Here is a 26764-nt window from a genome sequence, read left to right as displayed (position 1 = left end):
TATAGAAAAACAGTATAGTAAACCTATCATCAATGATACAGGAGGAGAGGAAAGATGGCAAAAGACAAAAACGCACCCCGTTACGACAAGCAGGGCGCAAGGCGCGTAATGCGCAAAAGAGATTATCTGGCAGATTTCGGCGGACAGCTCGCATTAGGGCTGATGGCGAATCTGGTCGGACAGCTCAATTATTTCTACACGGACAAGGTAGGACTGGCTGTCGGAAGTGTTGGTATTGTATTGGCAATCTCAAAGGTGATTGATGCATTCTCGGATGTGATTGCGGGGAATTTTATCGATCATTCAAAAGGAGGTGACCATAAGTATTTCAGATGGATCCTGCCGCAGATTATTCCGGCAGCCCTGATTATGGTTCTGATGTTTACCGTACCGATTCAGGCAGGACAGATTCCGGGCGTAATCTACGCGCTGATTACGAATCTGGTATTGTCCGCAGGTCTTTATACCTTTATTGCGACCCCGTTTTCAGCAGTTATGACTGTACGAAGCAGAAGCTTGAGCGAGAGAGGAAGTATCGGGCTGTTCCGTGCGGTTGCCAATTATGGCGCTGGAATGCTGATCTCCATTCTCACGATCCCGGTGACAAATATGCTGGGCGGCACACAGTCCGCATGGATCAAATACGGCGTGGTACTTGGTGTACTGGTATTTGTCCTGTTTGCAATCTGCTGCCATAACGGCCGCAAAGCCAAATTTGCATGTGATTACGAAGAAGAAACCGAGGGAGCTGCTGAAGAAGAGGAAGAGCCGGTTCCTTTCAAAGAAGCAATGACAATGCTTCTGAAGAATAAATACTGGGTGATCATCCTGCTCTTTAACTTGATCACAAGTGTTACGAGCGGTATCACGGCATCTGGCAGTATATACTACTGTAAATGGATTTTCGGAAATGATAATCTGGTCGGAATAATCGGAGCAGCAGGTATGTTGGCTACCGTAGTGGGATTCATCTTATCCAAGCCGATTATTGCCGGACTTGGAATCAAGAGGACAATCTCCATCGGGCTCTTAGGAGCGGCGATACTCGCAGGCATTCGCTGCTTTATACCGACGAACTTTACAGTTTGTGTGGTGACCGGTCTGTTAGGCAGCTTTGTACAGATTCCGATGATGAGTCTGTATGGCGTGCTGACATCTATGACCATTGATTACAATGAGTGGAAATATGATAAGAAGCTGGTGGCAATGTCGGGCGGAGCAATCGGCTTTGGCAGTAAGGTTGGAAATGGCCTTGGTGCAGCAGTACTGTCGGCGTTCCTGGCAATCGGTGCATATGATGCCACGCTGGAAGTCGCAAGTACATCCATGAGATATTCCATCTATGGAGTCTCAAATTATCTTCCGGTTGTGATCAACCTTGTGATGTTTGTAATCTTCCTGAAATTCGATCTGGAAGAAAAACTGCCGAAGATGCGCGAGGAAATCGCTGCGCGCAGAGCAGGAAAGACCATTGAAAAATAAGAAACAGATATTATTAAGAAGCAGGCAAAGCTGAAAGAAACATTGTAATTATGAGAGCCGGCGCTTCCGTCGGAATCGGAGCGCCGGCTTGAGTTATAGGCGGAAAATAGTAATAGGGGAATGGACAGGCAGGAAGGAGAAGACAAGAATGAAAATTTATGATTTCAGGATAGAATACAGGGAACAGCCCAAAGGACTGGCTGTGAAGATTCCCCGCTTTTCATGGAAGATCGCATCAGGTGACAACAATGTGGTGCAGACAGCATGGCATTTGATTGTGAGCAGTGCAGAAAAATGCTTCTGGGACAGTGGAAAGATTGAGAGTGATCAGTCTGTGCTGGTTCCTTATGCCGGACAAGCGCTTACCAGAGAACAGGAGTATCAGGTTTCTCTCGAAATCTGGGACAATTATGGAAATAGAGCAAAAGCAGAAACAGCTTTTACAACAGGTATTTTTGATACCGGAGATTTTCAGGCCAAGATGATTACGCATGATTTCCCTCCTGAGGAGATGGCTTGTCCGGTATTCTTCCGGAAATTTTCTCCGGACAAGGAAGTGTCATCTGCCTGCCTTTACGCCACGGCGCTTGGTGTCTATGAAATTACCCTGAACGGAAAAAGGGTAGAAGATTATTACATGGCACCCGGCTGGACAAATTACCATAAGATTTTGCAGTATCAATATTATGATGTGACAGACAGGCTGCAAGGGACAGGACAGGAAAATGTCCTGGAATTGACCGTGGGCAACGGCTGGTATAAAGGGATTCTCAGCTTTGACTGTAAGCCGGACCGGTATGGGGATCGGACTGCTGTTTGGGCAGAGCTTCATGTGCGTTATACAGACGGGACAGAAGAGGTAATTACTACGGATGAGACATGGCATGTGCGTACCGGCCAGATTCGTTACAGTGAGATTTACATGGGAGAGACAATTGATACAAATGCCCCTAATATCAGAGAGGGAAAAGTATCTGCCGTGCCAGAAGTCGTATTTCATCCGACTGTATTGACGCCGCAGCTAAATGAACCGGTGCGGGTGACTGAGCGCTTGAAGGCAAAGAGGGTTTTCACGGATTCCAAAGGGAATATACTTGTAGATTTCGGCCAGAACCTTACAGGTCTTGTAGAAATCAGAATCCGGGGAGAAAAAGGCCAGAAAATCACTGTCCGCCATGCGGAGACTCTGGATCAGGACGGTGTATTTTACCCGGACACTCTGCGGACGGCAAAATCCGAGGACACCTATATCCTAAACGGGGAAGAACAGGTTTTGATGCCCCACTTTACATTTCATGGTTTCCGGTATGCTGCCGTGGAGGGAATAGAGAATCCCCGACCTGAGATGTTTACAGCCTGCGTAACGCATTCGGACATGAGAAAGACCGGAGAGTTCCGATGTTCCAATGAAAAAGTGAACCAGCTTCAGAGCAATATTTCCTGGAGTCTGCGTGATAATTTCTTTGATATCCCCTCCGACTGTCCTCAAAGGGATGAGCGGCTTGGATGGATGGGAGATGCGCAGGTATTCTCATGGACAGCAGCGTTCAACCGGGAGACGGCTCTGTTTTTTACAAAATGGATGAGGGATATATCGGCGGCGTCTTCACTGGAACGGGGAGTGCCTCATATAGTACCGGACATACAGGGAACTTACAGTTCCGCGGCGTGGAGCGATGCGGCAGTGATTATACCATGGGTAGTCTACCAGACGTATGGAGACACACGTATTTTAGAAGAATCATGGAAATGTATGCACGAGTGGGTAGATTATATTCACAATCATGTAAATGAAAACGGGCTGTGGATGACCAATTACCAGTATGGTGACTGGCTGGCACTGGATCGTGAGATGGGAGATAAAAGCGTTGGAGCTACAGATGTTTACTTTGTGGCAAACGCTTACTATATATACGTCACAGAGCTTGTGGCAAAGACGGCTCATGTGCTGGGAAAATATGAAGAGGCGGCATATTATGAAGTGCTCCATGAAAAGACGCTGGACTCTTTCAGGAAAGAATATTACACCGCAAGAGGCAGGATCGTCAGCGAGACTCAGACTGCATGCGCGCTGTCTCTCTATTTTAACCTGGCATATGAAAAGGATAGGGAAAATATTGTACAAATGCTGGTGAGCAATATAGAAGATCATCAGAATCATTTGACCACAGGATTTGTAGGGACGCCGTATTTATGTCATGCCTTGTCTGAGAACAAAGCGCATGATACGGCCGGACTCCTGTTTGTGAGAGAGGATCTGCCATCATGGCTGTATGCTGTGAATAAGGGCGCGACGACGCTTTGGGAGAGGTGGGACGCCGTCCTGCCGGACGGCACCATGCAAGATCCGGGGCTTAATTCTATGAACCACTATGCAAATGGAGCGATCGGCGATTGGATGTATCGGAAAATCGGCGGTATAAACCAGACGAAAGCCGGATACAGGAGATTTTATGTAAAACCGATGTTTGTAAGGGGAATCGAAGAGGTAAGGACAGAGCTGGAGTCTCCTTACGGAAAGATTGTTTCCTGTTGGAGCTGCCGCAATGGAAAGATCCGTGTGGAGGTCAGCGTACCTGCCAATACGAGGGCGGAGCTGTTCCTGCCGGAAAAAGAGGAATCCTTTGAGGTGGGATCGGGAACATATGTGTATGAATATGACACAAACACAAGTTTAAAAGAGCTGAAATTCACTTTGGACAGTACACTGGGAGAGATTCTGGACGAACCTCTTGGCATGAAGATGATGGAAGAGATGCTGCCGGAGCTTGTACACAATCCAATGATCGAGTATGCAAGGCAAATGACTCTGGCTGAAGGAATCAGCTCTGCCCCAGAGGTAAAAGCGGTTTATGAAGCCGTACTAAAAGAATTGAATGCGCAGATGTAAAAGGAGAAGAAAGTAAATGGTACAGCAGAAGGTAAAATATACAGACACCGAGAGAACCCCGGCTGAACGGGCACGGGCACTTCTCGAAGAAATGACTTTAGACGAGAAGATGGCGCAGCTTGGCTGCATTTTCCCATTTGGCGACAGCTATGATGATATGGAACAGCAGGCTTTGGAGATGCCTTACGGGATTGGACAGGTGAGTACTCTGGAAATGCGCAGGATAGGCACGCTGGAAGAGGCCGCTGGATGGCAGAGGAAGATGCAGGAGACTGTGATGAGACAAAGCCCTCATCATATCCCGGCAATCTTTCATATGGAGGGACTGTGCGGAGCATTTATTCAGGAAGGAACCAGTTTCCCCTCCGGAATCGCCAGAGGCTCAGGATGGGATCCGGAGCTGGAAGAGAAGATAGCCAAAGTGGTGGCAAAACAGGAAGCAGCCTGCGGCATCACTCACATTCTGGCACCAGTGCTGGATATTTCGAGGGATTCCCGCATGGGAAGACAGGGAGAGACCTACGGAGAAGACCCGGCTTTGGCGGCAGCTCTGGGAACGGCATATACGAAAGGAATCCAGACAACAGAGGCAGGCGGCAGAAGACCGGAAAGTGTGGCCAAGCATTTTCTCGGATTTCACAATTCACAGGGTGGTATCCACGGGACAAACAGCGATACGCCGTCCCGCCTCATGGAAGAAATATACGGCAAGCCTTTCCAGTCTGCGATTTCTGAATCCGGGCTGAAAGGAGTGATGCCCTGCTATAATTCCATTGACGGGGAACCGGCTTCCGTTTCACACAGGCTGCTCACGGAAATTCTCAGAGAAAAGATGGGGTTTGACGGTCTGTGTGTCAGCGACTACGGCGGCATTAACAATGCCCACGAAGTCCAGCGGATCGGGGAGACTATCGGAGAAACAGGGCTTCTTGCCATGGAAGCAGGGATGGACATAGAGATGCCGAAAGCGATCGGTTATGGTGAGGAACTCAAAGAAATGTTCCGAAGCGGACAGGCGGATACAGAACTGTTGGACCGAACCGTTCTGCGGGTGTTGGAAGCCAAGTTCCGCATGAGTCTGTTTGAGCATCCGTTCGCCATGGATGGTGAGTCCTGTCAAAAGATTTTTGAAGAGAAAGAGGGGGCGGAGTTATCTCTCCGGTCAGCAAGAGAGTCCATGGTACTCCTGAAAAACAACGGGATACTTCCTTTGTCAGGTAAGATAAAGAAGCTTGCCCTGATTGGACCTCATGTAGACTGTGCCCGTAAGTTCTTCGGCGGATATACCCATCTGTGCATGATGGAGTCGGTCTACGCTGTTGCAAGCTCCATCGCAGGGGTAGAGGGCAGCCCGGAGTCCGGGCAGATCAGCGGAGCAATGCTGCCAAATGGTGAGCCGGTGAATTATGTCCCAGGTACAAAGATCCAGTCAGACGAAGCGGAGCTTTTTGATGATATCCTGCGCCTGCAGAAGCCGGACTGCAGAAGCCTGTTAGAAGAACTGAAGGAGCGGATGACAGACACGGAGATTCTGTATGCATACGGGTATCCGGTTGCCGGAAAGGATCAGGGCAGATTTGAAGAAGCGCTGCAGGCAGTCAGGGAAGCAGATGCTGTGATCCTGACTCTGGGAGGAAAGCACGGCACATGCTCTATGGCGACCATGGGCGAAGGTGTGGACGCTGCCGACATCAATCTGCCGGAATGTCAGGATGCATTTATTCAGGCTGCCGCTGCATGTGGTAAGCCTTTGATTGGGGTTCATTTTGATGGAAGACCAATCTCCAGTGACACAGCAGACCAATATCTGGATGCCATCATAGAAGCCTGGAACCCAGCGGAAACGGGAGCGCAGGCTGTGGCGGATGTCCTGCTGGGTGCATATAACCCGGGCGGTAAGCTGCCGGTATCCGTGGCATATCACGCCGGACAGATTCCAATTTATTATAATCACCCGAACGGTTCTGCATGGCACCAGCAGGAGAGTATCGGATTTGTCAACTATGTGGATCTTCCCCATACACCGCGATATTGCTTCGGGCATGGATTGTCTTATACACGGTTTGAGTATTCAGAAATTCATATATCGGCAGCAGAGATTGGAGCAGAAGAATCGGTACAGATCAGCTGTGTGGTAAAGAATGCAGGAAACTGTGCCGGGGATGAGGTAGTACAGCTTTATCTCAGGGACAGATTCGCAAGTATGACACGTCCGGTGAAAGAGCTTGCCGGATTTAAGCGGATCCATATGGAGCCGGAGGAGAAAGTACGAGTGACATTTACAGTGCAGGCGGATCAGTCAGCCTTTCTTGACAGGCAGATGCGCTGGAAGGTGGAAAAAGGGGATATAGATGCAGAAATTGGAAGTTCTTCTGAGAATATCCGGTTAAAAGGAACATACCGAATCACAGAAGATAAATGGATCAATGGAGTGGAAAGGGCATTTTATGCGAAAGCACGGGAAGTAAGACTATAAATCCGTTAGATTTACAGCAGGCCGGCTGTCAGGTTCGGCAGGAAATGAGAAAACAGGAGAGGATAAAAAATGGATAAAAAAAAGATTGCCAGAAAAATAGCAGAAGAATCGATTGTTCTGCTTAAAAATGCGAACCATATACTCCCTTTAAAAGAGAAGAAAGAGATTGCATTTTTCGGAAGGACACAGATAGGCACTTTGTATTCTGGAAATGGATCCGGTGGTGCTAATATAGCCGGGTGCGGCACAATTCTGGAAGAATGTGAAAAGAGAGGGATAAAACCTGAATCGCAGCTGAAAGGATTTTATGAGTATAAAGCAAGTGCAGAACAGGTAACGGAAGAGGATGAGTTTGACTGGACGAAGGTCAGCGAAATGGTAAACAGCGGAATCATGTACGAAATATTCGGAAAATACAAGGCTCCGCTTGATGAATATGATGTGCCGGAGACACTTATCTTTCAGGCGGCGGAAAAAACAGACACAGCAATCTTCGTGATCGGCAGAAACTCCGGCGGAGAAGAGTGTGACCGTCATCTGCCGGAGGATTATTACCTGACCAGATCAGAAGAAAGCCTGTTAAAGGATATTTGTACCCATTTTGCTAATGTAGTGATAGTCCTGAATGTAAACGGACTGATTGATCTGTCGTGGGTGAAAAAATATGCGAGCATAAAAAGCCTTCTGTTTATTGGAATCCCGGGGGAAGAAGGGGCTTCTGCGCTGGCTGGCATTTTGACAGGGGAGATTAATCCTTCCGGGAAACTGGCGGTGACTATAGCGGAACACTATGAAGATTATCCGTCGGCAGATCATTTCTCATGGGATAAGGAGCATTTGGAGAATATTCTGGACTATGAGAGTTACGGTCTTTCGTCAGAAGAAAACGGAAGTACAGGTTTTACGAAGAGTCCGGTAACCGTGTATTGGGAAGATATTTATACTGGATATCGTTATTTCGATACATTCGGAAAACAGGTGCTTTACCCCTTTGGTTATGGACTATCTTACACTGCATTTGCGATCAGCGATGCATTGGTCAAGAAGCAAAACGGCGGTATTCTGGTGACAGCCGATGTGAAAAATATTGGGGAAATGTCGGGGAAAGAGGTAATCCAGATTTATCTGTCTAAGGTATATCCAGCAGAGGGCGTGGAGCGTCCTTATCAGGAATTGAAAGGATTCGAGAAAACGTCTGACCTCGCTCCGGGTGAAAAAGAGCAGGTTAAGATCTGGATCCCATGGAGAGAACTGGCGGTTTATGATGAGGAAAGAGCCGCTTGGGTCATCGAGTCAGGCGATTATCTCCTGAAGATGGGAAAATCATCAAGAGACACCTTTACGGTGGGAATGGTATGCCTGCGGGATACAGTCCTTACAGAACAGTGTGCGAACCGTCTGACTATCTCGGGATGCAACAGAGGAAAGCTTTCGTTCCTGACACAGAAAGACTGCACAGGGTGTCAGCCGGAAGACGTATATGAGAAAAAACCTGATGGAGGCGTGACCGAGACGGAGGTAATTTCTGTAACGGAAGAGGATATTCTTGCAGGAGGGGAGAGTATACAGGCTGAAAAAGAAGCGCAGCAAAGTCTGCCGGAACTGTCCATCGAAGAACTCGCTTCTCTCTGTGTGGGTTATGGACCGGGCACCCCATTTGCGGCTGTGGGTGACCGTACTGACCCGTCTGCAATTTTTGACGCAGATGGGAATCCGCTGACGATAAACAGCCATCCGACAGGATATCCGGGATATGTTTCCCCGGCGATTGCGGAAAAAGGGATCAAATCCATTTTTTATAAGGACGGCCCTGCCGGGATCGGCGGTATTGCCTGGCCGACAGAAATGCTCATTGCGTGCTCCTTTGACAAAAAAATGTGGCAGATGTTCGGGGATGCAGTAGGAAAAGAATGTGAAGAACAGCAGGTAAATGTCTGGCTTGCTCCTGCTGTGAATCTCCACAGGAATCCGCTGTGCGGAAGAAATTTTGAATATTTTTCTGAAGACCCGTACCTGACGGGAGTCTGTGCCTGCGAGATCACAAAAGGCGTACAGAATGACCGTCCGGTTATTGTGTGCCCGAAGCACTTCGCGGCAAATGAACAGGAGACATTCCGCCGCGGAAATGCAGGGAAAAATGTAGATGCAGTGGACTCAATCCTGACAGAAAGGGCACTTAGAGAACAGTATTTAAAGCCGTTCGAGATGTTAGTCAAAGATGCCGGGATCGCATGCATCATGACCTCCTTCAATAAGATCAACGGGTCATTTTCCGGCGGCAGCCATGACCTGTGCACACAGATCCTGCGTGAGGAATGGGGATTTGAAGGGGCTGTTGTAACGGATTGGGGAGATATGGATATGGTTGTGGACGGCGCGGACGCTGTTGCGGCAGGAAACGATATCGTAATGCCCGGCGGTCCTCCGGTAATCCGCCAGATATTAAAAGGATACGAAGAAGGCAGAGTGACGAGAGAAGAATTGGAACAGGCAGTGCGTCATCTGCTGATTATGATAAAGAGAATCAGGCTGGCAGATTGATGGTTAGGGTAACGAGTAAATGTGATAATAGGATGTAGATGAAACAGGTAGGTATATGGAAGAAAAAATGTATCATACAGTGAAAAGTTCAGGAATCATGAATATCGTGGCAGGAGCATTTGCGATCGCAGTTGGGATTTCTGCGCTTATAAGTGGAATACGCCTTTGGCTTGCCCGTACTAAGATTCTTTTCTAAAGAAAGGGAAATAATGGAATGAAGCACATGGCAGAGATAAGAAATGACAACGGAATTTCAACATTATATGTAGACGGTCAACCCTTTCAGGCATTTGCAGGCGAGGTACATAATTCCGCTGCGTATGATCCGGAAAGGATGGAAATAGAAATCTGGGAGAAGATGGAGCAGAGTAATCTGAATACGCTGATCGTGCCGGTGTATTGGGAAACGCTGGAGTCGGAAGAAGGAAAGTTTGATTTCACCCTTGTGGATGCGCTTATAAAGCAGGCGGACAAATATAAAAAGAAATTGATCCTGCTCTGGTTCGGTCTCTGGAAGAACGCAGAGTCCGCTTACGTGCCGGTATGGATGAAGAAAAACAGTGAGACATATTTCCGTGTGGAATTGTATGGCGGCGAGAGATTGAATACAATCTCACCATTGTGCACAGCGGCGGTGGAGAAAGATGCCAATGCTTTTTCGCGCCTGATGGAACATATCAGAGAAACAGATGAGAATTCTGCGGTTATCATGGTACAGGTGGAAAATGAAGTAGGGCTGCTGGGAACAGAAAGAGATTATTGTGCGCAGGCAGAAGAAGTGTTTGGCGGATCCGTGCCGGAAATGCTCCTTCCAGAGCAGACAGAGAAAGAACGCGCTACATGGAAAGAAGCCTTTGGTGATGACGCGGAGGAAGTTTTCTCTGCATGGTGCTTCGCAAGCGCTTTGGAGCAGATTGCATCTGCTGGAAGGGAGAAACATCCGCTTCCCTGCCTTACGAACGTATGGCTGAAGCAGTTTCCGTGGTATCCGGGTTCCTATCCGTCCGGAGGACCGGTAGAGGATATGCTGTGGGTATGGAAAGCAGCGGCGCCTTCACTTTTTACCATCGGTCCGGACATCTATGTGCCATATGTCTCTGACATCATGAAGACGTACAGCCGGCCGGATAATCCGCTTTTAATCCCCGAAGTGCGGAAAGATGCGGTTACAGCTTCCTATGCCCTTTATGCATTCCTGCATTTTCATGCGTTATGCTATGCGCCTTTTGGAGTGGAAGATCTGTGGGCAGACCAGCCTTCGGATCTTCCGGCAGAAGTGATAGACGCTCTGAAACTGGATCCGCTTTCCTTTAATCTGAGTGGGACTAAAGAGACATTGGGCGAGGTGTACCGGCTGCTGGAAGAGATCAGACCGCTGTACTTGAAATACCGTGGGACAGAACATATGAAGTGTTTCCTGAAACAGTCAGATGGAGAGCAGGGATGCTATCTGAAGTTTAAGAACTATGATATAGAAATACAGTATCTCCCGAGGACAGACGGTGCACCGGCAGCCGCAGGAGTCGTCTTTGAACTGGATGAAAATACGTTTCTGATCATAGGAATGATGTGCAGTATCCGTTTCCATACGAAACCCGGGGATCATAGGAGAGTAGACTTTCTCACAAAAGAAGCAGGGACTTTCCATGTTGGTAAATGGGTATGTGAGCAGAGACAGAACGGCGATGAAAAAATCGTATCAGTCTTATATAATATGCCGGGATGTTTTAGAATAGAGACATTTAAATACTAATTTTCTATACTTTAAAGAGAGATATACAGAGGACTGGAGTATGGCAAATTGTTTATTACAGCATTAGATGATCTTGAATCAAAGAGAAAGGGATTTTATTCCGGCGTTGATGACTACATGGTAAAGCCTGTGGATATGGATGAGATGGCGGCATATGTAAACGGAGAGGAAGTTCCAATTCTTCCCAGAGAGTTTAATGTTTTATATCGGAAGTGAAAGAAAATGTTGTATGTGTGACAGTTCGGGATTCTGGTTGCGGAATGGACAAAGAAACTGCAGAGAGCAAAAGTCCAGATTTCATATTTCATTAACAAAAATCGTGAAGTTGATAAACAGCTGTATATGCCACAAGTGGGAATTGGGATTGTGTTGATTCTGGCTTTTATCGGAATTATGAACTATATGAACACCAATGTCATTTATTTCAAGCCCGACAATTACTGCGGATAAAATAGAACGTTTTATTCAGATTCTGAAGCCAAGACAGGAAGCAGGAGTAAAAGTAAGTGTAATTCTAACAAAGCCAGAAAATAGATGCTATGGGAATACAGATTTTTATCTGATTTTGATAGAAAAAATGAAAGAAACTGGAATTCAGGTAATCATGGTAGATGAAGATACAGAGTGTTTTGCGATTATAGATCAAGAATTAGTTTGGCATGGTGGAATGAATTTGTTAGGCAAAGTGGACGCATGGGATAATCTGATAAGAATTAAATCAGAAAGCATTGTACAGGAATTGATGGGAATGATACTGAAAGAATTTTGTGACAATGACGTAACATCCTCCCCAGTTACTTTGTGACAATTATATAACGTCCTCTATACAGAAATATGCGGTTTTAAGCCATTTTTGTGGCAAAAAAGCCGCATATTTTTTGTAGCAATGACTTGACATCCTCGGGGGCACTGTGTGTCCGGGATAGTCTGCCGGGGTGAGGAGAGTAGGTATATACGATTATGTGTAAGAAAAATCTGATTTGCATAAAAATGAATTGACATGTGTAAACAAAAATGCAATAATATGTGTAACAAAAAATGCAAAAAAGGAAGTTGTTTATGAGAACAAATACATATATCAGATTGGAAATGCTATATAAAAAGTATAAAGGATATGTGGAAACACGAGAAATTCTGGAAGAAGGTTTTTCAAACCGCCAGATCGCTGTTTTGGTTAAAGAAGGATATTTGGAGAATGTGACACATGGACATTATTGGCTATCCGGTGGGCAATGTAAGAAGCCTCAAGACTATAAATGTATTGAAGTATGTCTTAGCAATCCAAAGGCTGTTATTTGTATGGACAGTTCTCTTTATTATCAGAAGGTTAGTACAAAGGAACCAGAGTATTTATCGGTTGCGACAGAGCGAACAGACCGTAGTATATTAAAAATGAATTTTCCGACGAGGCGGCATTATTTTTCTGGACGAAATTTTCAAATTGGTCAGAGAAAAAGAGAGACAGAATTTGGTAGTTATAATATCTATGATGTTGAACGGAGCCTTTGTGATATACGGCGTTTAGAGCCAGAAAATTCATTTGAAATCATGGATTATGTAAAAGAGAGTGAGCAACAGTATAAACGTCTGATGAAATATGCAGAGTTGTTTGGAATAAAACAATTTTAAAGGAGAAATATGGATTACATGTATGATGGCATAGATATTTTGGATGAGAATCTGGAAAGTGCCAGAAAAAGACAAATGTTCAGAATACTTGTCTATTATCAAAGGTTATGTCTGTATTCGGGCGGTACAATAGCAGGTGAAAAGAAGCTAGATTCAAATAGCTTACAGACACCTTTATTTTGGGATCAGGAAAGTGCTTTGGAGCAGAGGATATACGAAAAAATGAAAAAATGGGAAATAAGACATCCCATAATGGGAATTGTGATATGTACAATACTAGGGGGAATATTGATTAGTCTGATAGCAGGAATTATTTTAGAGGGAATTATGATGGTATGACAAGAACTATAAAAATATGAAAGAGAAAAGGATTCTGCAAATGTTTTTGGATTCTAAAGGTGAGAGAAAAGTGATAAAGAATAAAATTATTAAAGTACAGGATATTTTAATTACAGTTGCCAGTGAGGATTTTGATGATTATATCTGTATTACGGATATGGCGGCCGCGAAAGGTGGAGATTCAAGAGCAGCGGATGTTATAAGAAATTGGTTGAGGAATAGGATGACGTTGGAATTTCTATGTACATGGGAAGAAATTTATAATCCGGAATTTAAAGTGTTCGAATCTGAACACTTTAAAAAACAGGCTGGATTATTAACATTTACACCTAGTGTTTCTGAATGGATAGAAAAGACAAATGCAAAAGGGATGTATGTAAAAAGAGGTCGCTATGGAGGTACATTTGCACATAAAGATATCGCATTCGAGTTTGCTTCTGCAATCAGCCCGGTATTTAAGTTGTATTTGATTAAAGAATTTCAAAGATTAAAGGAAAATGAAAATAACCAGAAAAAAATAGAGTGGGACGCAAAAAGATTTTTATCAAAAAATAATTATCTGATACAGACAGATGCGGTTAAGAATTATATTATACCGAGTGGAAATTACCGGACAAATTTAGAATGGCTTGCATATGCAGATGAGGCAGATATTCTGAATGTTGCACTGTTTGGTTTTACTGCAAAGGCATGGCGTGAATCTAATCCTGAACTTGCGAAGAAGAATAATGCTCGTGATTTTGCGACAATTAATGAATTGACGGTTCTTTCAAACATGGAGACTCACAATGCACATATGATTAGAGAAGGAAAGTGCAGACAGGAAAGATTTGCTATCTTGAAAGAAATCGCCGAATACCAGTTGAAAATACTAAATGAAGCAGATCAGGTTAAAACACAGATAGGTTCACAGGAATGATGAAAAAAGCTTCCTATGCAAAAACTTTTGTCAGGAAAGGAATTTGCATAGGAAGCGTTTTGGGTAGCAATAGTGTAACATCCGCAGTACGATTTTATGACAACAATATAACATCCTCCTCTGAGAAAAACAAAGAAAACAACGGTTTTACAGACTTTTTCAAGAGGAAAAGCCAAAAAAGTTTGTAGCAATGACTTGACATCCTCGGGGGCACTGTGTGTCCGGGATAGTCTGCCGGGGTGAAATGATTTTAGAAATATATAATGCGGAATCAAGAAGTGAGTATAATATGTATTGCGATAAGCATGAAAAATAGTTATAGTTAAAGGTAAAAGACGTGAATGGAGAGGAGCGGTAAAATGACGATAGAAGAAGTATTGGCAGTCGAAGAAATGCAGGTATTTGACAGGAAAAGTGTCAATATTGCTCCCAAAGTATTGGCAATACCAATTATTGCATTTGCAAATGCTGATGGTGGCACAGTTGCCATTGGAATATCTGACAAGACACGCAGGATAGAAGGTGTCGATTATGACATCTAAAAGTTGAATGAACTTCTTCGGGTACCGTTTGATTTTTGTGTTCCGACTGTGAAAGTAGAAATAGAAAAAGTCCAGTGTATTGATTTTAAAGGAAGAGAGAATCATGTTCTTCTTATGCATATTGAACCAAGTATGGAAGTACATGCGAATCAGGCAGATGAAGTGTTTATGCGTGTTGGAAATAAATCAAAAAAGCTCGCTTTTGAAGAACGAATGCAGTTGATGTATGATAAAGGAGAACGATTTTTTGAAGATAAACCGGTTCCGGAAGCTGATATAGAGGATATTGATTTAGCTTTTGTAGAAAAATATATTGCTCAAATCGGCTATTCCAAGACAGCAATGGAATATTTGAGGGAAAATAAAGGATTTATAAAAGAAAAAATGGGAAAGTGCAGATAAGTTCTGCGGCAATATTGTTATTCGGTAAAAATCCGCAGTTATATTTCCCAAGAGCACGTGTACGTTTTATTCGTTATGAAGGGACAGAAGAACGTGTCGGGACACAGATGAATGTTATCAAGGATGTCATTTTTGAAGGAAATATACTGAAGATGATAACAGATGCAGTTGCATACCCAGATACACAAATTAAGGAAAAAACTTATCTGGGCGAGGATGGGTTATTTGTAACAGAAGAAGAATATCCGAAGTTTGTCCGACAGGAAATTATTGTAAATGCTGTTACACATCGAGATTACAGTATTAGAGGAACTGATATTCAGATAAAAATGTTTGATGATAGGATTGTTGTGGAAAGTTACCGGGACTTGTGAAAACAGACAATATCTGACATACATATTTTTCTAGGAATCCAAAGATTGCAGAATTTTTGAAAGCATATAGCTTTGTAAAGGAATATGGCGAGGGTGTTGACCGTATGTGCAAAGAGTTAGAAGCGGTAGGTTTACAAGATCCTGAATATAGACTGAATGCTTTTATGCTCCAGACAACAATCAGAAACAGTACTTTAACTGATAAAAAACCACGGTTTGGTTGATAAAAAACCACTGTTTCAAGTTATTGACGATGCAGTCTGCAATAAGATTTTGGCTCCTACCATTTCGGAAAATATGAAAGAAATTGTTGAGGCTTTTGACATGAATCAGATTTTTGGTCGTAAGGAAGTAAAAAAAAACTTGGATATGGTGATTATAAAGCAGGCAAAGCAATAGAGGTTATGCAAGTATTGAACATCGTAATTCCTGTAGAAGGAAAAGGAAAGGGAAAGTATATTTTAAAAGAAATGTAGTGGTTAGTTTCATTGGTCTCAAAACAAAAGTGGGATTAGTGAGACTGATGTGAGAATCTTATGTGAAGAAGTATGAACTATAAAGTGGAGGAAGAATATGGAACCTACGAAAAAGGATTGGAAACTGTACAGAGAACGAATTGGTGACTGGGAGAAACAAGTATGAAGAATTTAAGATAGAACGTATAGATTATTTCGAGAGTATGAAACTTTTTCTGTAAAATAATGTTTATAAGGTTCTTCTATGATACAATAAATATCATTAGGAGGGCCTTTTATTATGGCAAGACAAAAGAAACCTGTACATCGTGTACAAATGACAGAAGGAAAACGAAACATCATCCATCAGCTCCTGGAAGAGTACGATATCCAGTCTGCAGAAGACATTCAGGATGCGCTCAAGGATCTTTTAGGCGGCACCATTAAGGAAATGATGGAAGCTGAAATGGATGATCATCTTGGTTACGAAAAATCCGAACGCTCAGATAATGATGATTATCGCAATGGTTATAAGCGGAAACAGGTCAACAGCCGGTATGGCTCGATGGAAATCGAAGTGCCACAGGATCGCAAATCAACATTTGAACCACAGGTTGTGAAAAAACGTCAGAAAGATATTTCCGATATTGATCAGAAGATCATTTCCATGTATGCCAAAGGAATGACTACCCGGCAAATTTCTGAAACCATCGAAGATATTTATGGCTTTGAAACTTCTGAAAGCTTTATTTCTGATGTGACTGATAAGATCCTGCCACAGATCGAAGACTGGCAGAACCGGCCACTGGACGAGGTCTATCCCATTCTCTACATTGATGCAATCCATTATTCTGTAAGGGATAATGGCGTGATCCGAAAGCTTGCTGCTTACGTGATTCTGGGAATCAACACGGAAGGAAAAAAAGAAGTTTTAACCATCAGTGTTGGCGATAACGAAAGCGCAAAATACTGGCTTTCCGTTATGAATGAACTGAAAAATCGTGGTGTCAAAGATGTATTAATCATCTGTGCCGATGGTTTAACCGGAATCAAAGAAGCGATCGCAGCAGCTTTTCCAAAGACGGAATACCAGCGCTGTATTGTACACCAGGTAAGAAACACGTTGAAATATGTCCCGGATAAAGACAGAAAAGCCTTCGCTACGGATCTGAAAACCATTTATCAGGCCACAGATGAAAAGAAAGCTCTGGCAGCCTTAGAGCGTGTAACAGAAAAATGGGCACCGAAATATCCGAATTCCATGAAGCGCTGGAAGGATAACTGGGACGCAATCTCGCCGATCTTTAAATTTTCAACGACGGTCAGAACGGTGATTTATACTACAAATGCTATTGAATCCCTGAATTCTACCTACCGGAAACTGAATCGCCAGAGAAGCGTATTTCCAAGCGATACAGCTCTATTAAAGGCACTGTATCTTGCCACATTTGAAGCTACGAAGAAATGGACCAGTACGATCCGCAACTGGGCACAGGTGTATGGTGAACTGAGTATTATGTACGAAGGACGCCTCCCAGAGTAACGAATAAACAGGCGAATAAGACGGGCGGAAAACCGTCTGCTCTTGACATGCCATTCAACAACTGTTATATATAAAACAAGGGTGAGAAGCCTGATTTTCAGGCTTGCCACCCTTGCATATCATAGAAGAATCTTATTTACAGACTTTTTCTCAGTATTTCCATACGCTCTATCTCACATTTCATATTAAATTTTTGAATTCTACAAACTGAAAGTTGTCAAGATATAATAAAATTATTTTTGGGCCACATAAAGAAATCTATGTATTCTGCCTTCTATTACACCATTCTTTTCTAACACTTCCTGAGCATGGTATAAGTTTAACAAACACTTCTTTACATCAAAATTAGGGAATTCCCATTCAATAATATGTGCAAACCAAACGAGAGCACCTACATTCCAAAATTTAATTGGACGATACACTTCTTCTGCTTCAAGGGTTGTAAACCCCTTTTTTTCAAATGCTTGTTGTACTTTATGCAAATATTGCTTAGGAAATGGTAATGGTGGTATTTCGTTTAATAATAGCTCAACAAGTTCCCTATCATTTTCTGCCCCTACCTGTTGCGTAATAAAAATTCCTTTGGGTTTTAATACTCGCCATATTTCATTTTCGTTGAAAGCTCCATGACGATTTATTACAATATCAAATGTTTCGTTATTAAAAGGAAGTTTTGTAAGTCCATCGGCTTCCCTAAAATCTACCCCCAGTGGAAGTAATTTTTCTTTGCATAATTCGACATTGGGTGAGTATGCTTCTGTTGCACTCAAATGACAAAGAGGGTGTTTTAATGAAAGAAGGAACTCTCCACCACCTGTATCAATGTCTAATAGTTTCATTTCAGGCAATAAATAGTGACGAATAATTTTACTATAATCCCAAGGTAAATCGTTTTCTTCTTCGTATTTTCCATGTATATGAGAAAAATCCCACCCATGAATATGTGCAACCTTTTCTTCTTCCAACCATTCATTTAATAACTGTTCTTTATTCATTGTATAACTACTCCTTTTCGTATTGTTATTTATGTTTTACGATAGGGTGCAGTTACCTGATAACATAAGTTTTTGACCTCGATGCAACCTGTTACCAGATTTTATAACTGCACCGAGTAATTACCTCGAACAAACTGCATAATTGCTTCACCGCCTTTCAGAAATTCAACCATTAAACAAATTCAAGTTTGTTACTCACATGATATCATATTTTTTCTTCAATTACATCCACCTAATTTTAATACACTGCCATTCGACTTGCTGGGATTTCTTTAGTCGTCAAAAGGTTTTGGACTAAACTTACTCTCGTAGTCAGGTCCACAAATTTCTTCAGATTTTTTTTGAGCCACTCAACCTGCATAGTTAACTGACCAACCTTTTTTGCATACTCTGCTTTTTCCTTGCGTTCTTCGGCAAGCTTATCCTTGAGGTTTTCCTCACGCTTGTCATCAAACACGGCGGTAGCATTGTTAAGAAATTCTTTCTTCCAATTGCGGAGCAGATTTGGTTGGATATTATTCTCGGTTGCAAGGGTGTTGAGATCTTTCTCGCCCTTAAGCAGCTCGATTACTAGGTCTGATTTAAATTTGGCACTAAAGTTTCTTCTTTGTCTGGACATACTGATGAATCCTCTCTTTCATACTGATTTTAGTATATCAGATTCATTAAAAAATGTCCGAAAAAGTGTCTTAATTTATGAGACCATTATACTTGGTGATCATGGGGAATTTGAAACATTCAAGAAACAGTTGATGAAGGAAATTATTCTGATCTGTACCTATGAAGCCGAAGGAGAAAATCCGGAATTAGTTCTCTATAAAAAGAGATAAAAATTGCGAAAAGATAGAAATTCTATAAAAAATCCGCTATACTGGAGAGGAGTTGCTATTGCAGAATTTGCAGTAGCGACAGATGCTTCGTATAGCGGATTTTTTTATAATGGATGATTGAGAAAATTGAAAGTTGGAATTGAGTCAATGGATGAAGTGGGCAGTATTGACTGGATAGTGGGAAAGTTCCAAAGAAGTCAATGAATAGATATTCGAAAAGCCAAAAATAAATCAACAAGTAAGGAGACAACTTATGTCAGAACAGGAAAAGAACACTGAGCAGGGCGTCCACAAGCGCCGTGCAAGGTATAAAGGAAAATATCCACGAAAATTTGAAGAAAAATACAAAGAATTACAGCCGGAAAAATATCAGGATACCATTGCACATGTCATTCAGAAAGGAAATACACCTGCCGGAATGCACATTTCAATCATGGTGCAGGAAATTCTGGATTTTCTGAAAATCCAGCCGGGAGAGGTGGGATTTGATGCAACACTTGGTTATGGCGGACATACAAAAGCAATGCTGCAATGTTTGGAAGGCAAAGGGCACATCTATGCGACAGATGTAGATCCAGAAGAATCTGCAAAGACAAAGAAACGTCTGGAAGAACAAGGATTTGGAGAGGATATTTTAACGATCCGCCTTCAGAATTTCTGTACTATTGATGAGATTGCAAAGGAAGTTGGGGGCTTTGACTTTATTCTGGCAGATCTGGGTGTGTCTTCCATGCAGATTGACAACCCGAAGAGAGGATTTTCTTTTAAAGTGGACGGACCTCTGGATCTTCGCCTGAATCAGGAAAAAGGGATCAGTGCAGCCGAGAGACTGGATACAATTTCAAGAGAAGAACTTGCCGGGATGTTATATGAAAATTCGGATGAGCCGTACTGTGAAGAACTGGCAAAGGCAATCACCGAAGAAATCCGGAAAGGACACCGGATTGATACTACGACAAAGCTGCGTCAGGTGATCGAACAGACCTTGTCTTTCCTTCCGGAAAATAAGGAGAAAAAAGATATCATCAGGAAGACCTGTCAGCGGACTTTCCAGGCACTTCGAATTGACGTGAATCATGAATTTGAAGTACTCTATGAATTTATGGAAAAACTGCCGGGCGCTTTGAAACCGGGGGGAAGAGTAGCGATCCTGACGTTCCATTCAGGAGAAGACAAACTGGTGAAGAAAGCTTTAAAAGCAGGATATCGCGAGGGAGTTTATTCCGAATATGCCAAAGATGTAGTCCGGCCTTCGGCAGAAGAGTGTGCACAGAATGGGCGTGCAAGATCTACGAAGATGCGCTGGGCTGTGAAGGCGGAGTAAAAGTAAGTGTAGGCTGATTAGAATATTGACAAAACAAAAATCAAGGATTGGCGAAGGGATTAAAAGAAGCAAGCACAAGGACACTTGGACTTGTGATACCGGATATTGATAATGCTTTTTCGGAAATGGCAAAGGGAGCACAGGATGAAGCATTTACACATGGTTATACTGTTTCTAATTTATATCATGAAGATGACCATAAATTTATTGTAAAAGTTCTTTCTGAGTATTTGAAGAAATAATTTTATGAGGTAAGAAGATGCTGCAAAGTTATCAGAAAAGATAACAGAGCGGCATCTTTTGTTATTTGAAAAATGATTAAAATATCTAACAGAAAATTATAAGCCGATTTGTACTTTAGTCTACAAATTCAGATGCCGGCGTGATATACTGTATGGAAAAGTTATGAAATATCTGGTATCAAAACGGAAGCAAGGAGGAAAGAAAAAGTATGAACAATTTTTTGCCACAGAAGAGGGGAATGCAGGTTGTCTGGATCATAGTGGGCTGTCTGATCTACGCAGTTGGTCTGAATGTATTTATTATCCCTATGAATTTATACAGCGGGGGAGCAGTCGGTCTTGCACAGCTGTTAAGTTATGGAGCAGGACAGATCGGGATTAAGGAAATTGCAGGTCTGAACCTGTATGGTATCATTTATTTACTGCTCAACATTCCGATTTTATTTATTGCATGGTTTAAAATCGGAAAGACATTTTTTATAAATACAATCCTTGGAACGGTAGGAATCAGTTTATTTACTTCAATCGTACCAACTCCGGCAACAGCAGTGATCGCTGATCCGGTCATTGGAATCATCATCGGTGGTGTTGTAACCGGAGCCGGAATCGGAATCATGCTGACGGCAAAAGGAAGCGGTGGTGGAATCGAGGTTATCGGTATCTGGATGGCGAAAAAATATGCGGGAATGTCTGTTGGAAAACTGGGAACCATCTTCAATCTGATACTGTATGCCATTTATCTTTTAGTTTTTGATATCTCAACGGTGATTTATTCGGTCGTCTACCTGTTCTTCTACACGGTAACTCTGGACAGGATGCATTTTCAGAACATCAATGTGAGAATGCTGATTTTCACGAAGAAGAAGGGAATCGCAGAGGCAATCATGAAAGAAACCGGACGTGGTGTTACGCAGTGGAATGGTGAAGGTGCATTTACGAGTGAACACAATTATGTTCTGGTGACGATCGTGAATAAATTTGAAGTAGAAGATATCCTGAACATGGTGTATTTACTGGATCCGGAAGCATTTACTACGGTAGATGAAGGGGTTAAGGTGTACGGAAACTTCCAGAAGAGAGTTTAGGAGTTAGGAATAAATGTATAAAATACTGATTGTTGAAGACGATAACACGATCGCAGAGCGGCTGGCATCGCATTTGAAAAAGTGGAATTATAAGACAGTATGTGTACGTGATTTCAAAAATGTAATGGAAGAATTTAAAAAGACAGATCCACAGCTTGTAATCCTGGATATCGGGCTTCCGTTTTACAACGGATTCTACTGGTGCCAGGAGATCCGGAAGCTGTCCAATGTGCCGATCATCTTTCTGTCATCGATGAATGACAACATGAATATCGTGATGGCAATGAACATGGGCGGAGATGAGTTTATCGAGAAGCCGTTTGATCTGAACGTAGTGACAGCAAAGGTGCAGGCGGTGCTTAGAAGAGCATATGCACTTCAGGGAACGGCAAATATCATTGAGCATGGAGAAATGCTGCTGAATCTGGGAGATGCATCACTTACAATAGCCGGGCAGAAGATTGAACTCACCAAGAATGAGTTCAAGATCTGTCAGATGTTTTTTGAGAGCGCAGGAAAATTTGTGACCAGAGATGCGATCATGACCAGACTCTGGGAAAGTGACGAATTCATCGATGATAATACACTTACAGTAAATGTGGCGAGACTTCGGAAAAAGCTGGAGGAAGCCGGAATGCATGATGTGATCCGGACAAAGAAAGGAATTGGGTACATGCTGGTATGACAGAGATTTTAAGGGCATTTTGGAAAGAAAAAAGACCGGAGAGAATAGCGGTTCTTGTTTCAGGCATTCTCTTTGCAGTCATCTTCTGGATCTATAAAATTCCGGTGGAGATTGCAGGATATGCGTTCCTTCTGGTGATTTTATGGAATGTGATTTGGTTTACACTTGTTTTCATACGATATGAAAAAAGACAAAGAATACTGGAAGAAAATCAGGGAAAAATCCGGACAGAGGCAGGAGGATTTCCGGAGGCAGAAAGCCGGGAAAGCGAAATGTACCAGGAATTGATCCGGCAGCTTTACGAAGAGAAAAAAGAGCTGGAATCCTCTGTGCAGATTGAAAAACAGGAGCTGTCTGATTATTACAGCATGTGGGTTCATCAGATCAAGACTCCAATTGCAGCACTCGGTGTCCTGATCCAGAGCGGGGAAGAACTGGAAGAAGTACAGGAAAGCCCGAAAGCACAGGAACTTACCCGAAGCATGAAAATGGAGGTGTTCCGGATTGAACAATATGTGGATATGGTACTCACCTATCTCAGAATGGGTTCCGCAACCTCCGATTACGCCTTCCGGATCTGCAGCCTGGAAGAAATCGTCCGCCAGGCAGTCCGCAAATATTCCCAGATGTTCATCATGACCAGAACAAGACTTCACCTTGAAATCCAGGATCAGAAGATCCTGACCGACGAAAAGTGGCTGACCTTCGTCATCGAACAAATTTTCTCCAATGCAGTTAAATACGCAAGAGGCGGAGAAATATCAATCTACACAGAAGACAAAACTCTGGTAATTGCTGACGATGGAATCGGAATCGCCGAAGAGGACCTCCCAAGAATCTTCGAAAAAGGATTCACCGGATATAATGGAAGAGCAAATAAAAAGTCCACTGGAATAGGATTATATCTCTGTAAGACAATCATAGATCGTCTCCATCATACTATCTGGATTGAATCAAAACCAGAAAAAGGAACAAAAGTATACTTAAATTTTGACCGTGAATCTAGACGAATAGAGTAATGGAGTCTATCGGTACAAAAACGAAAAAACTTCCAACAACGGAACAGAACTATGATTTACTTTTGGGTAAGGATCTATCAGTTGCAAAAAGTTTATCCATTTGAACAAAACAGCCGCCAGAAAAAATAAATATGGAAAATTCCATGTTTGTGCAATGGAGATGAAACACAGGAATCATGGAGGCCATTGCCGAACATGATTCCCGTCCTAAGTGGTTCATCGGAATGGTTTGCACAAAGGAATTTGGAATATTTATTTTTTCTGGCGGCGTCTCTTTCACCAAATGAGTCTTTTCCAACCCGATCCTTACAAAAATGTAAGAAACCCCACACAAATTGTCATTTACTTCGATGGAAGGAAATCCCTTACTTTTTTATAATGACTTTATCAAATAAAAAAGAAGGGCAGGTCATAAAAACCATGGCATTACTTGACGTAAAGAACGTAAAAAAGATATACACAACCCGTTTCGGAGGAAACCAGGTAGAGGCGCTGCATAACGTCAGCTTTTCCGTAGAAGCAGGCGAATATGTAGCAATTATGGGAGAAAGCGGAAGCGGCAAAACTACACTTCTGAATATCCTGGCTGCACTTGATAAGCCGACTGGTGGAAAGGTTTACTTAAAAGGGAATGATCTCAGCAAGATCCGGGAAAAAGAGATGGCAGCATTCCGGCGGCAGAATCTTGGATTCGTCTTTCAGGATTTCAACCTTTTGGATACACTGACCCTGAAGGATAATATTTTCCTTCCGCTGGTTCTGTCTGGAAAGAAATACACGGAAATGGAGAGTCGGATCGCGCCGATCGCAGAGCAGTTGGGGATCAGTAAGCTTCTGAACAAATATCCATATGAAGTATCCGGTGGACAGAAGCAGAGAGCAGCCGTTGCACGTGCTCTAATCACACAACCGCAGCTGATCCTTGCCGATGAACCGACCGGTGCGCTGGATTCCAGATCGACGGATGAACTTCTGGGACTCTTTAATGCAATCAACGATAACGGGCAGACGATTGTCATGGTAACGCACAGTGTCAAAGCAGCGAGCACGGCAAAGAGAGTCCTCTTCATCAAGGATGGGGAAGTTTTCCATCAGCTTTACCGTGGCAATCTGACCAGTGACGAGATGTACCAGAAGATCACCGATACCTTGACGGTTCTCACAACAGGAGGTGAGCACCGTGAATAGATCGATTTACACAAAACTTGCCATTTCCAATCTGAAAAATAACCGGAAGTCATATATTCCCTATGTATTGACGGCCATTTTAACGGTGATGATGTATTATATGATGGCAAATCTGGCGGCAAATTCGCCAATGAACCAGGAAGCATTACAGATCATTTTAAGTCTGAGTGTTCATGTAATTGAAATATTTGCACTGATCTTTCTATTTTACACCAACAGTTTTCTGATCAAAAGAAGGAAAAGAGAAATCGGAGTGTATCACATTCTCGGAATGGGGAAACCGCAGCTTGCGAAAATGCTGGTGATCGAGACGGTTGTAACCGGTGCGGTCAGTATTCTGGGTGGAATCTTTTTCGGAACTGCGCTTGCAAAGCTGATGTATGCACTTCTGAAAAGAATGATTCATTATGACGATAAACTGGCATTTCGGATGTCATGGGAGATTGCCGGAAATACCGTTCTCTTTTTCACGCTGATCTTTGCATTGACTCTGATCTATAATCTTTTGCAGATCCGGCTTGCCAATCCGATCGAGCTTCTGCATGCGGGGAGTCAGGGTGAGCGGGAGCCGAAAACCAAATGGTTTCTGACTGTGGCTGGCATCATTTTCCTTGGAATCGGTTATTACATTGCGATTACGACAAAAGAACCACTTAAGGCGCTTCAACTTTTCTTTGTCGCAGTAATCTGTGTCATTATCGGAACCTATGCACTTTTTACAGCAGGGAGTATAGCTTTTTTAAAGCTGCTTCGGAAAAACAAAAATTTCTATTATAAAACAAAGCATTTTATATCCGTATCCGGCATGCTTTACCGGATGAAGCAGAATGCAGTCGGGTTGTCAAATATCTGTGTGCTCAGTACTATGGTTCTGGTGACCATTTCGTCTACCGTATCTTTGTACATCGGAAAGGAGGATGTCTTAAGAACAAGGTATCCGCAGGAAGTGTATATCACAAATTCGGTATCTGATGATGTGGAAAATCAGAAGCTGCATGACATGGTGGAAAAGATCTGCCGGGATAATCAGGTAGAGATCACAGATGAGAAGAGCTGGCATATGGCAGAGCTTGTTAAGATAAAAAACGGAGAAGAATATACTTCTGCTATGATAAAGGATAATTCGTCATCTGATTTAGTGTTTTTTGATGTGATTAGGTTGGCAGATTATAATCAGCTGACCGGCGAAAGGATGGAGCTTGGGGATAAGGAAGCTATTCTTTTTACAAATGGGGAAAATTACGGAAAGGATACGATCAGGATTGATGAGGAAACATGGATGGTCAAGAAGGAACTGGATACTGCACCTTTTGGAAAGAAGAGTGATTCTAATACAGAAAATGTATATTATATGATCGTCAGTGATGAAAAAGAGTTTATGAAAGATTATCTGGAAAAATACCAGCTCGAGGCAGAGGACAAACCGGTAAAATGGAGGGAGTCATTCAATTTAAGGGGCAGCGAAGATCAGAAGCTGAAAGCTGTCAAAGAGCTGAAAGCACAGGCAGAAAGTGAATTTGAACATACTGGTGTACAGGGAAGATATCTTGAAAAAGAGACTTTCTTTGGTCTGTATGGCGGTGTGTTTTTTATTGGAATGTATCTTGGAAGCCTGTTCCTGATGGCAACGGTGCTGATCAGTTATTACAAACAGATTTCCGAAGGCTTTGATGACAGAGAACGCTATCAGATCATGCAGAAGGTAGGGATGAGCAAACGCGAGGTCAAAAGTTCAATACGCAGCCAGGTTCTGATGGTATTCTTCCTGCCGCTTGTGATGGCGATCATCCATATGGCAGTTGCATTTCCGGTGATCACAAAGCTTTTAGCCGTATTTTATCTGAAAAATACAAAGCTGTTCTTCGGATGCACTGCCGGAACCGTGGGAATCTTTGCCGTCTTTTATGTGATCGTATTTGTGATAACAGCAAAAGAATATTATAAAATCGTTGAATAGAAGAAAAAGACAAAAAGGTGACGAAAGTCATCTTTTTGTCGTATACAGAGGTATTTCTTGCTAAGAACGACCGTTATGTAGTAGAATACAGATA

Annotated in this window: 26 protein-coding genes; 24 read left to right on the top strand and 2 right to left on the bottom strand. The window is 42.8% G+C overall.

Going from position 1 to position 26764, the window contains the following annotated elements; genetic code table 11:
* Positions 1–54: 54 nt before the first annotated feature.
* The 17 genes from NQ556_RS13225 (at position 55) to NQ556_RS13145 (ending at position 17345) form a co-directional block, all read left to right on the top strand.
* Complete coding sequence (locus NQ556_RS13225; protein WP_008369894.1) at positions 55–1482, top strand: MFS transporter; 1428 nt, start codon at positions 55–57, stop codon at positions 1480–1482.
* A 148-nt stretch (positions 1483–1630) separates the two neighbouring features.
* Positions 1631–4372, top strand: coding sequence for a family 78 glycoside hydrolase catalytic domain (locus tag NQ556_RS13220; protein WP_008369896.1), 2742 nt, complete (start codon positions 1631–1633; stop codon positions 4370–4372).
* A gap of 16 nt (positions 4373–4388) precedes the next feature.
* Complete coding sequence (locus NQ556_RS13215; RefSeq protein ID WP_008369897.1) at positions 4389–6848, top strand: glycoside hydrolase family 3 N-terminal domain-containing protein; 2460 nt, start codon at positions 4389–4391, stop codon at positions 6846–6848.
* Between the two features lie 69 nt (positions 6849–6917).
* Entirely contained in the window at positions 6918–9389 is a 2472-nt protein-coding gene (locus NQ556_RS13210) for a glycoside hydrolase family 3 protein (protein WP_195488397.1), read from the top strand.
* 55 nt (positions 9390–9444) lie between these two features.
* Positions 9445–9585, top strand: a complete 141-nt coding sequence (locus tag NQ556_RS13205; protein ID WP_006859593.1) for a hypothetical protein — start codon at positions 9445–9447, stop codon at positions 9583–9585.
* 27 nt (positions 9586–9612) lie between these two features.
* On the top strand, positions 9613–11142 hold the full coding sequence (locus tag NQ556_RS13200; RefSeq protein ID WP_243426650.1) for a DUF5597 domain-containing protein: 1530 nt from the start codon (positions 9613–9615) through the stop codon (positions 11140–11142).
* 48 nt (positions 11143–11190) lie between these two features.
* Positions 11191–11358 carry a response regulator transcription factor gene (locus NQ556_RS13195; RefSeq protein ID WP_008369901.1) on the top strand — a complete coding sequence of 56 codons (168 nt, stop codon included), beginning with the start codon at positions 11191–11193 and terminating at the stop codon, positions 11356–11358.
* Positions 11359–11554: 196 nt separating this feature from the next.
* Positions 11555–11947 (top strand): phospholipase D-like domain-containing protein, encoded by a 393-nt coding sequence (locus NQ556_RS13190; protein ID WP_204576149.1) that lies wholly within the window; start codon positions 11555–11557, stop codon positions 11945–11947.
* 254 nt (positions 11948–12201) lie between these two features.
* Entirely contained in the window at positions 12202–12771 is a 570-nt protein-coding gene (locus NQ556_RS13185) for a type IV toxin-antitoxin system AbiEi family antitoxin domain-containing protein (RefSeq protein WP_008369904.1), read from the top strand.
* A 9-nt stretch (positions 12772–12780) separates the two neighbouring features.
* A complete protein-coding gene (locus NQ556_RS13180; RefSeq protein WP_156337639.1) occupies positions 12781–13110 on the top strand; it encodes a hypothetical protein in 330 nt (109 codons plus the stop codon).
* A 73-nt stretch (positions 13111–13183) separates the two neighbouring features.
* Complete coding sequence (locus tag NQ556_RS13175; RefSeq protein WP_055262332.1) at positions 13184–14029, top strand: KilA-N domain-containing protein; 846 nt, start codon at positions 13184–13186, stop codon at positions 14027–14029.
* A gap of 359 nt (positions 14030–14388) precedes the next feature.
* A complete protein-coding gene (locus tag NQ556_RS13170; protein ID WP_242856302.1) occupies positions 14389–14571 on the top strand; it encodes an AlbA family DNA-binding domain-containing protein in 183 nt (60 codons plus the stop codon).
* A gap of 3 nt (positions 14572–14574) precedes the next feature.
* A complete protein-coding gene (locus NQ556_RS13165) occupies positions 14575–14973 on the top strand; it encodes a hypothetical protein (RefSeq protein WP_242860796.1) in 399 nt (132 codons plus the stop codon).
* Positions 14964–15347 carry a hypothetical protein gene (locus NQ556_RS13160; RefSeq protein WP_008369911.1) on the top strand — a complete coding sequence of 128 codons (384 nt, stop codon included), beginning with the start codon at positions 14964–14966 and terminating at the stop codon, positions 15345–15347. Before NQ556_RS13165 ends, NQ556_RS13160 begins: the two co-directional genes overlap by 10 nt.
* A 56-nt stretch (positions 15348–15403) precedes the next feature.
* Positions 15404–15571 carry a hypothetical protein gene (locus tag NQ556_RS16740; RefSeq protein ID WP_242860797.1) on the top strand — a complete coding sequence of 56 codons (168 nt, stop codon included), beginning with the start codon at positions 15404–15406 and terminating at the stop codon, positions 15569–15571.
* A complete protein-coding gene (locus tag NQ556_RS13150; protein WP_082438309.1) occupies positions 15564–15746 on the top strand; it encodes a hypothetical protein in 183 nt (60 codons plus the stop codon). The genes NQ556_RS16740 and NQ556_RS13150 overlap by 8 nt, the downstream gene beginning before the upstream one ends.
* 357 nt (positions 15747–16103) lie before the next feature.
* Complete coding sequence (locus NQ556_RS13145) at positions 16104–17345, top strand: IS256 family transposase (RefSeq protein ID WP_204576096.1); 1242 nt, start codon at positions 16104–16106, stop codon at positions 17343–17345.
* A gap of 233 nt (positions 17346–17578) precedes the next feature.
* Here NQ556_RS13145 and NQ556_RS13140 read toward each other — a convergent pair whose 3' ends face one another.
* Together NQ556_RS13140 and NQ556_RS13135 are read right to left on the bottom strand one after the other, a co-directional pair.
* The gene (locus NQ556_RS13140; RefSeq protein WP_055247629.1) at positions 17579–18340 is read right to left on the bottom strand and encodes a class I SAM-dependent methyltransferase; all 762 of its coding nucleotides are present in this window, start codon (positions 18338–18340) and stop codon (positions 17579–17581) included.
* A gap of 238 nt (positions 18341–18578) precedes the next feature.
* A complete protein-coding gene (locus NQ556_RS13135) occupies positions 18579–18959 on the bottom strand; it encodes a transposase (protein WP_008371407.1) in 381 nt (126 codons plus the stop codon).
* A gap of 464 nt (positions 18960–19423) precedes the next feature.
* Between NQ556_RS13135 and rsmH the strand changes: the two genes are divergently transcribed.
* The 7 genes from rsmH to NQ556_RS13100 all read left to right on the top strand — a co-directional run bounded on the left by rsmH (position 19424) and on the right by NQ556_RS13100 (position 26670).
* Positions 19424–20494 carry a 16S rRNA (cytosine(1402)-N(4))-methyltransferase RsmH gene (gene rsmH, locus NQ556_RS13130; RefSeq protein ID WP_008371411.1) on the top strand — a complete coding sequence of 357 codons (1071 nt, stop codon included), beginning with the start codon at positions 19424–19426 and terminating at the stop codon, positions 20492–20494.
* Between the two features lie 47 nt (positions 20495–20541).
* Positions 20542–20736 (top strand): LacI family transcriptional regulator, encoded by a 195-nt coding sequence (locus NQ556_RS13125; protein ID WP_008371413.1) that lies wholly within the window; start codon positions 20542–20544, stop codon positions 20734–20736.
* Positions 20737–20945: 209 nt separating this feature from the next.
* On the top strand, positions 20946–21821 hold the full coding sequence (locus tag NQ556_RS13120; protein ID WP_022220447.1) for a YitT family protein: 876 nt from the start codon (positions 20946–20948) through the stop codon (positions 21819–21821).
* A gap of 13 nt (positions 21822–21834) precedes the next feature.
* On the top strand, positions 21835–22506 hold the full coding sequence (locus tag NQ556_RS13115; RefSeq protein ID WP_008371417.1) for a response regulator transcription factor: 672 nt from the start codon (positions 21835–21837) through the stop codon (positions 22504–22506).
* Positions 22503–23525 (top strand): sensor histidine kinase, encoded by a 1023-nt coding sequence (locus NQ556_RS13110; RefSeq protein WP_008371419.1) that lies wholly within the window; start codon positions 22503–22505, stop codon positions 23523–23525. Before NQ556_RS13115 ends, NQ556_RS13110 begins: the two co-directional genes overlap by 4 nt.
* Before the next feature lie 420 nt (positions 23526–23945).
* Entirely contained in the window at positions 23946–24713 is a 768-nt protein-coding gene (locus NQ556_RS13105) for an ABC transporter ATP-binding protein (RefSeq protein WP_044998894.1), read from the top strand.
* Positions 24706–26670 (top strand): ABC transporter permease, encoded by a 1965-nt coding sequence (locus NQ556_RS13100; protein ID WP_022220446.1) that lies wholly within the window; start codon positions 24706–24708, stop codon positions 26668–26670. The genes NQ556_RS13105 and NQ556_RS13100 overlap by 8 nt, the downstream gene beginning before the upstream one ends.
* Positions 26671–26764: the final 94 nt, after the last annotated feature.

This window comes from Coprococcus comes ATCC 27758 (assembly GCF_025149785.1).
In the GTDB taxonomy this organism is placed as follows: domain Bacteria; phylum Bacillota; class Clostridia; order Lachnospirales; family Lachnospiraceae; genus Allocoprococcus; species Allocoprococcus comes.
Note: the sequence above shows the minus strand (reverse complement) of the source record. Positions and strands in the feature narration are given on the sequence as shown.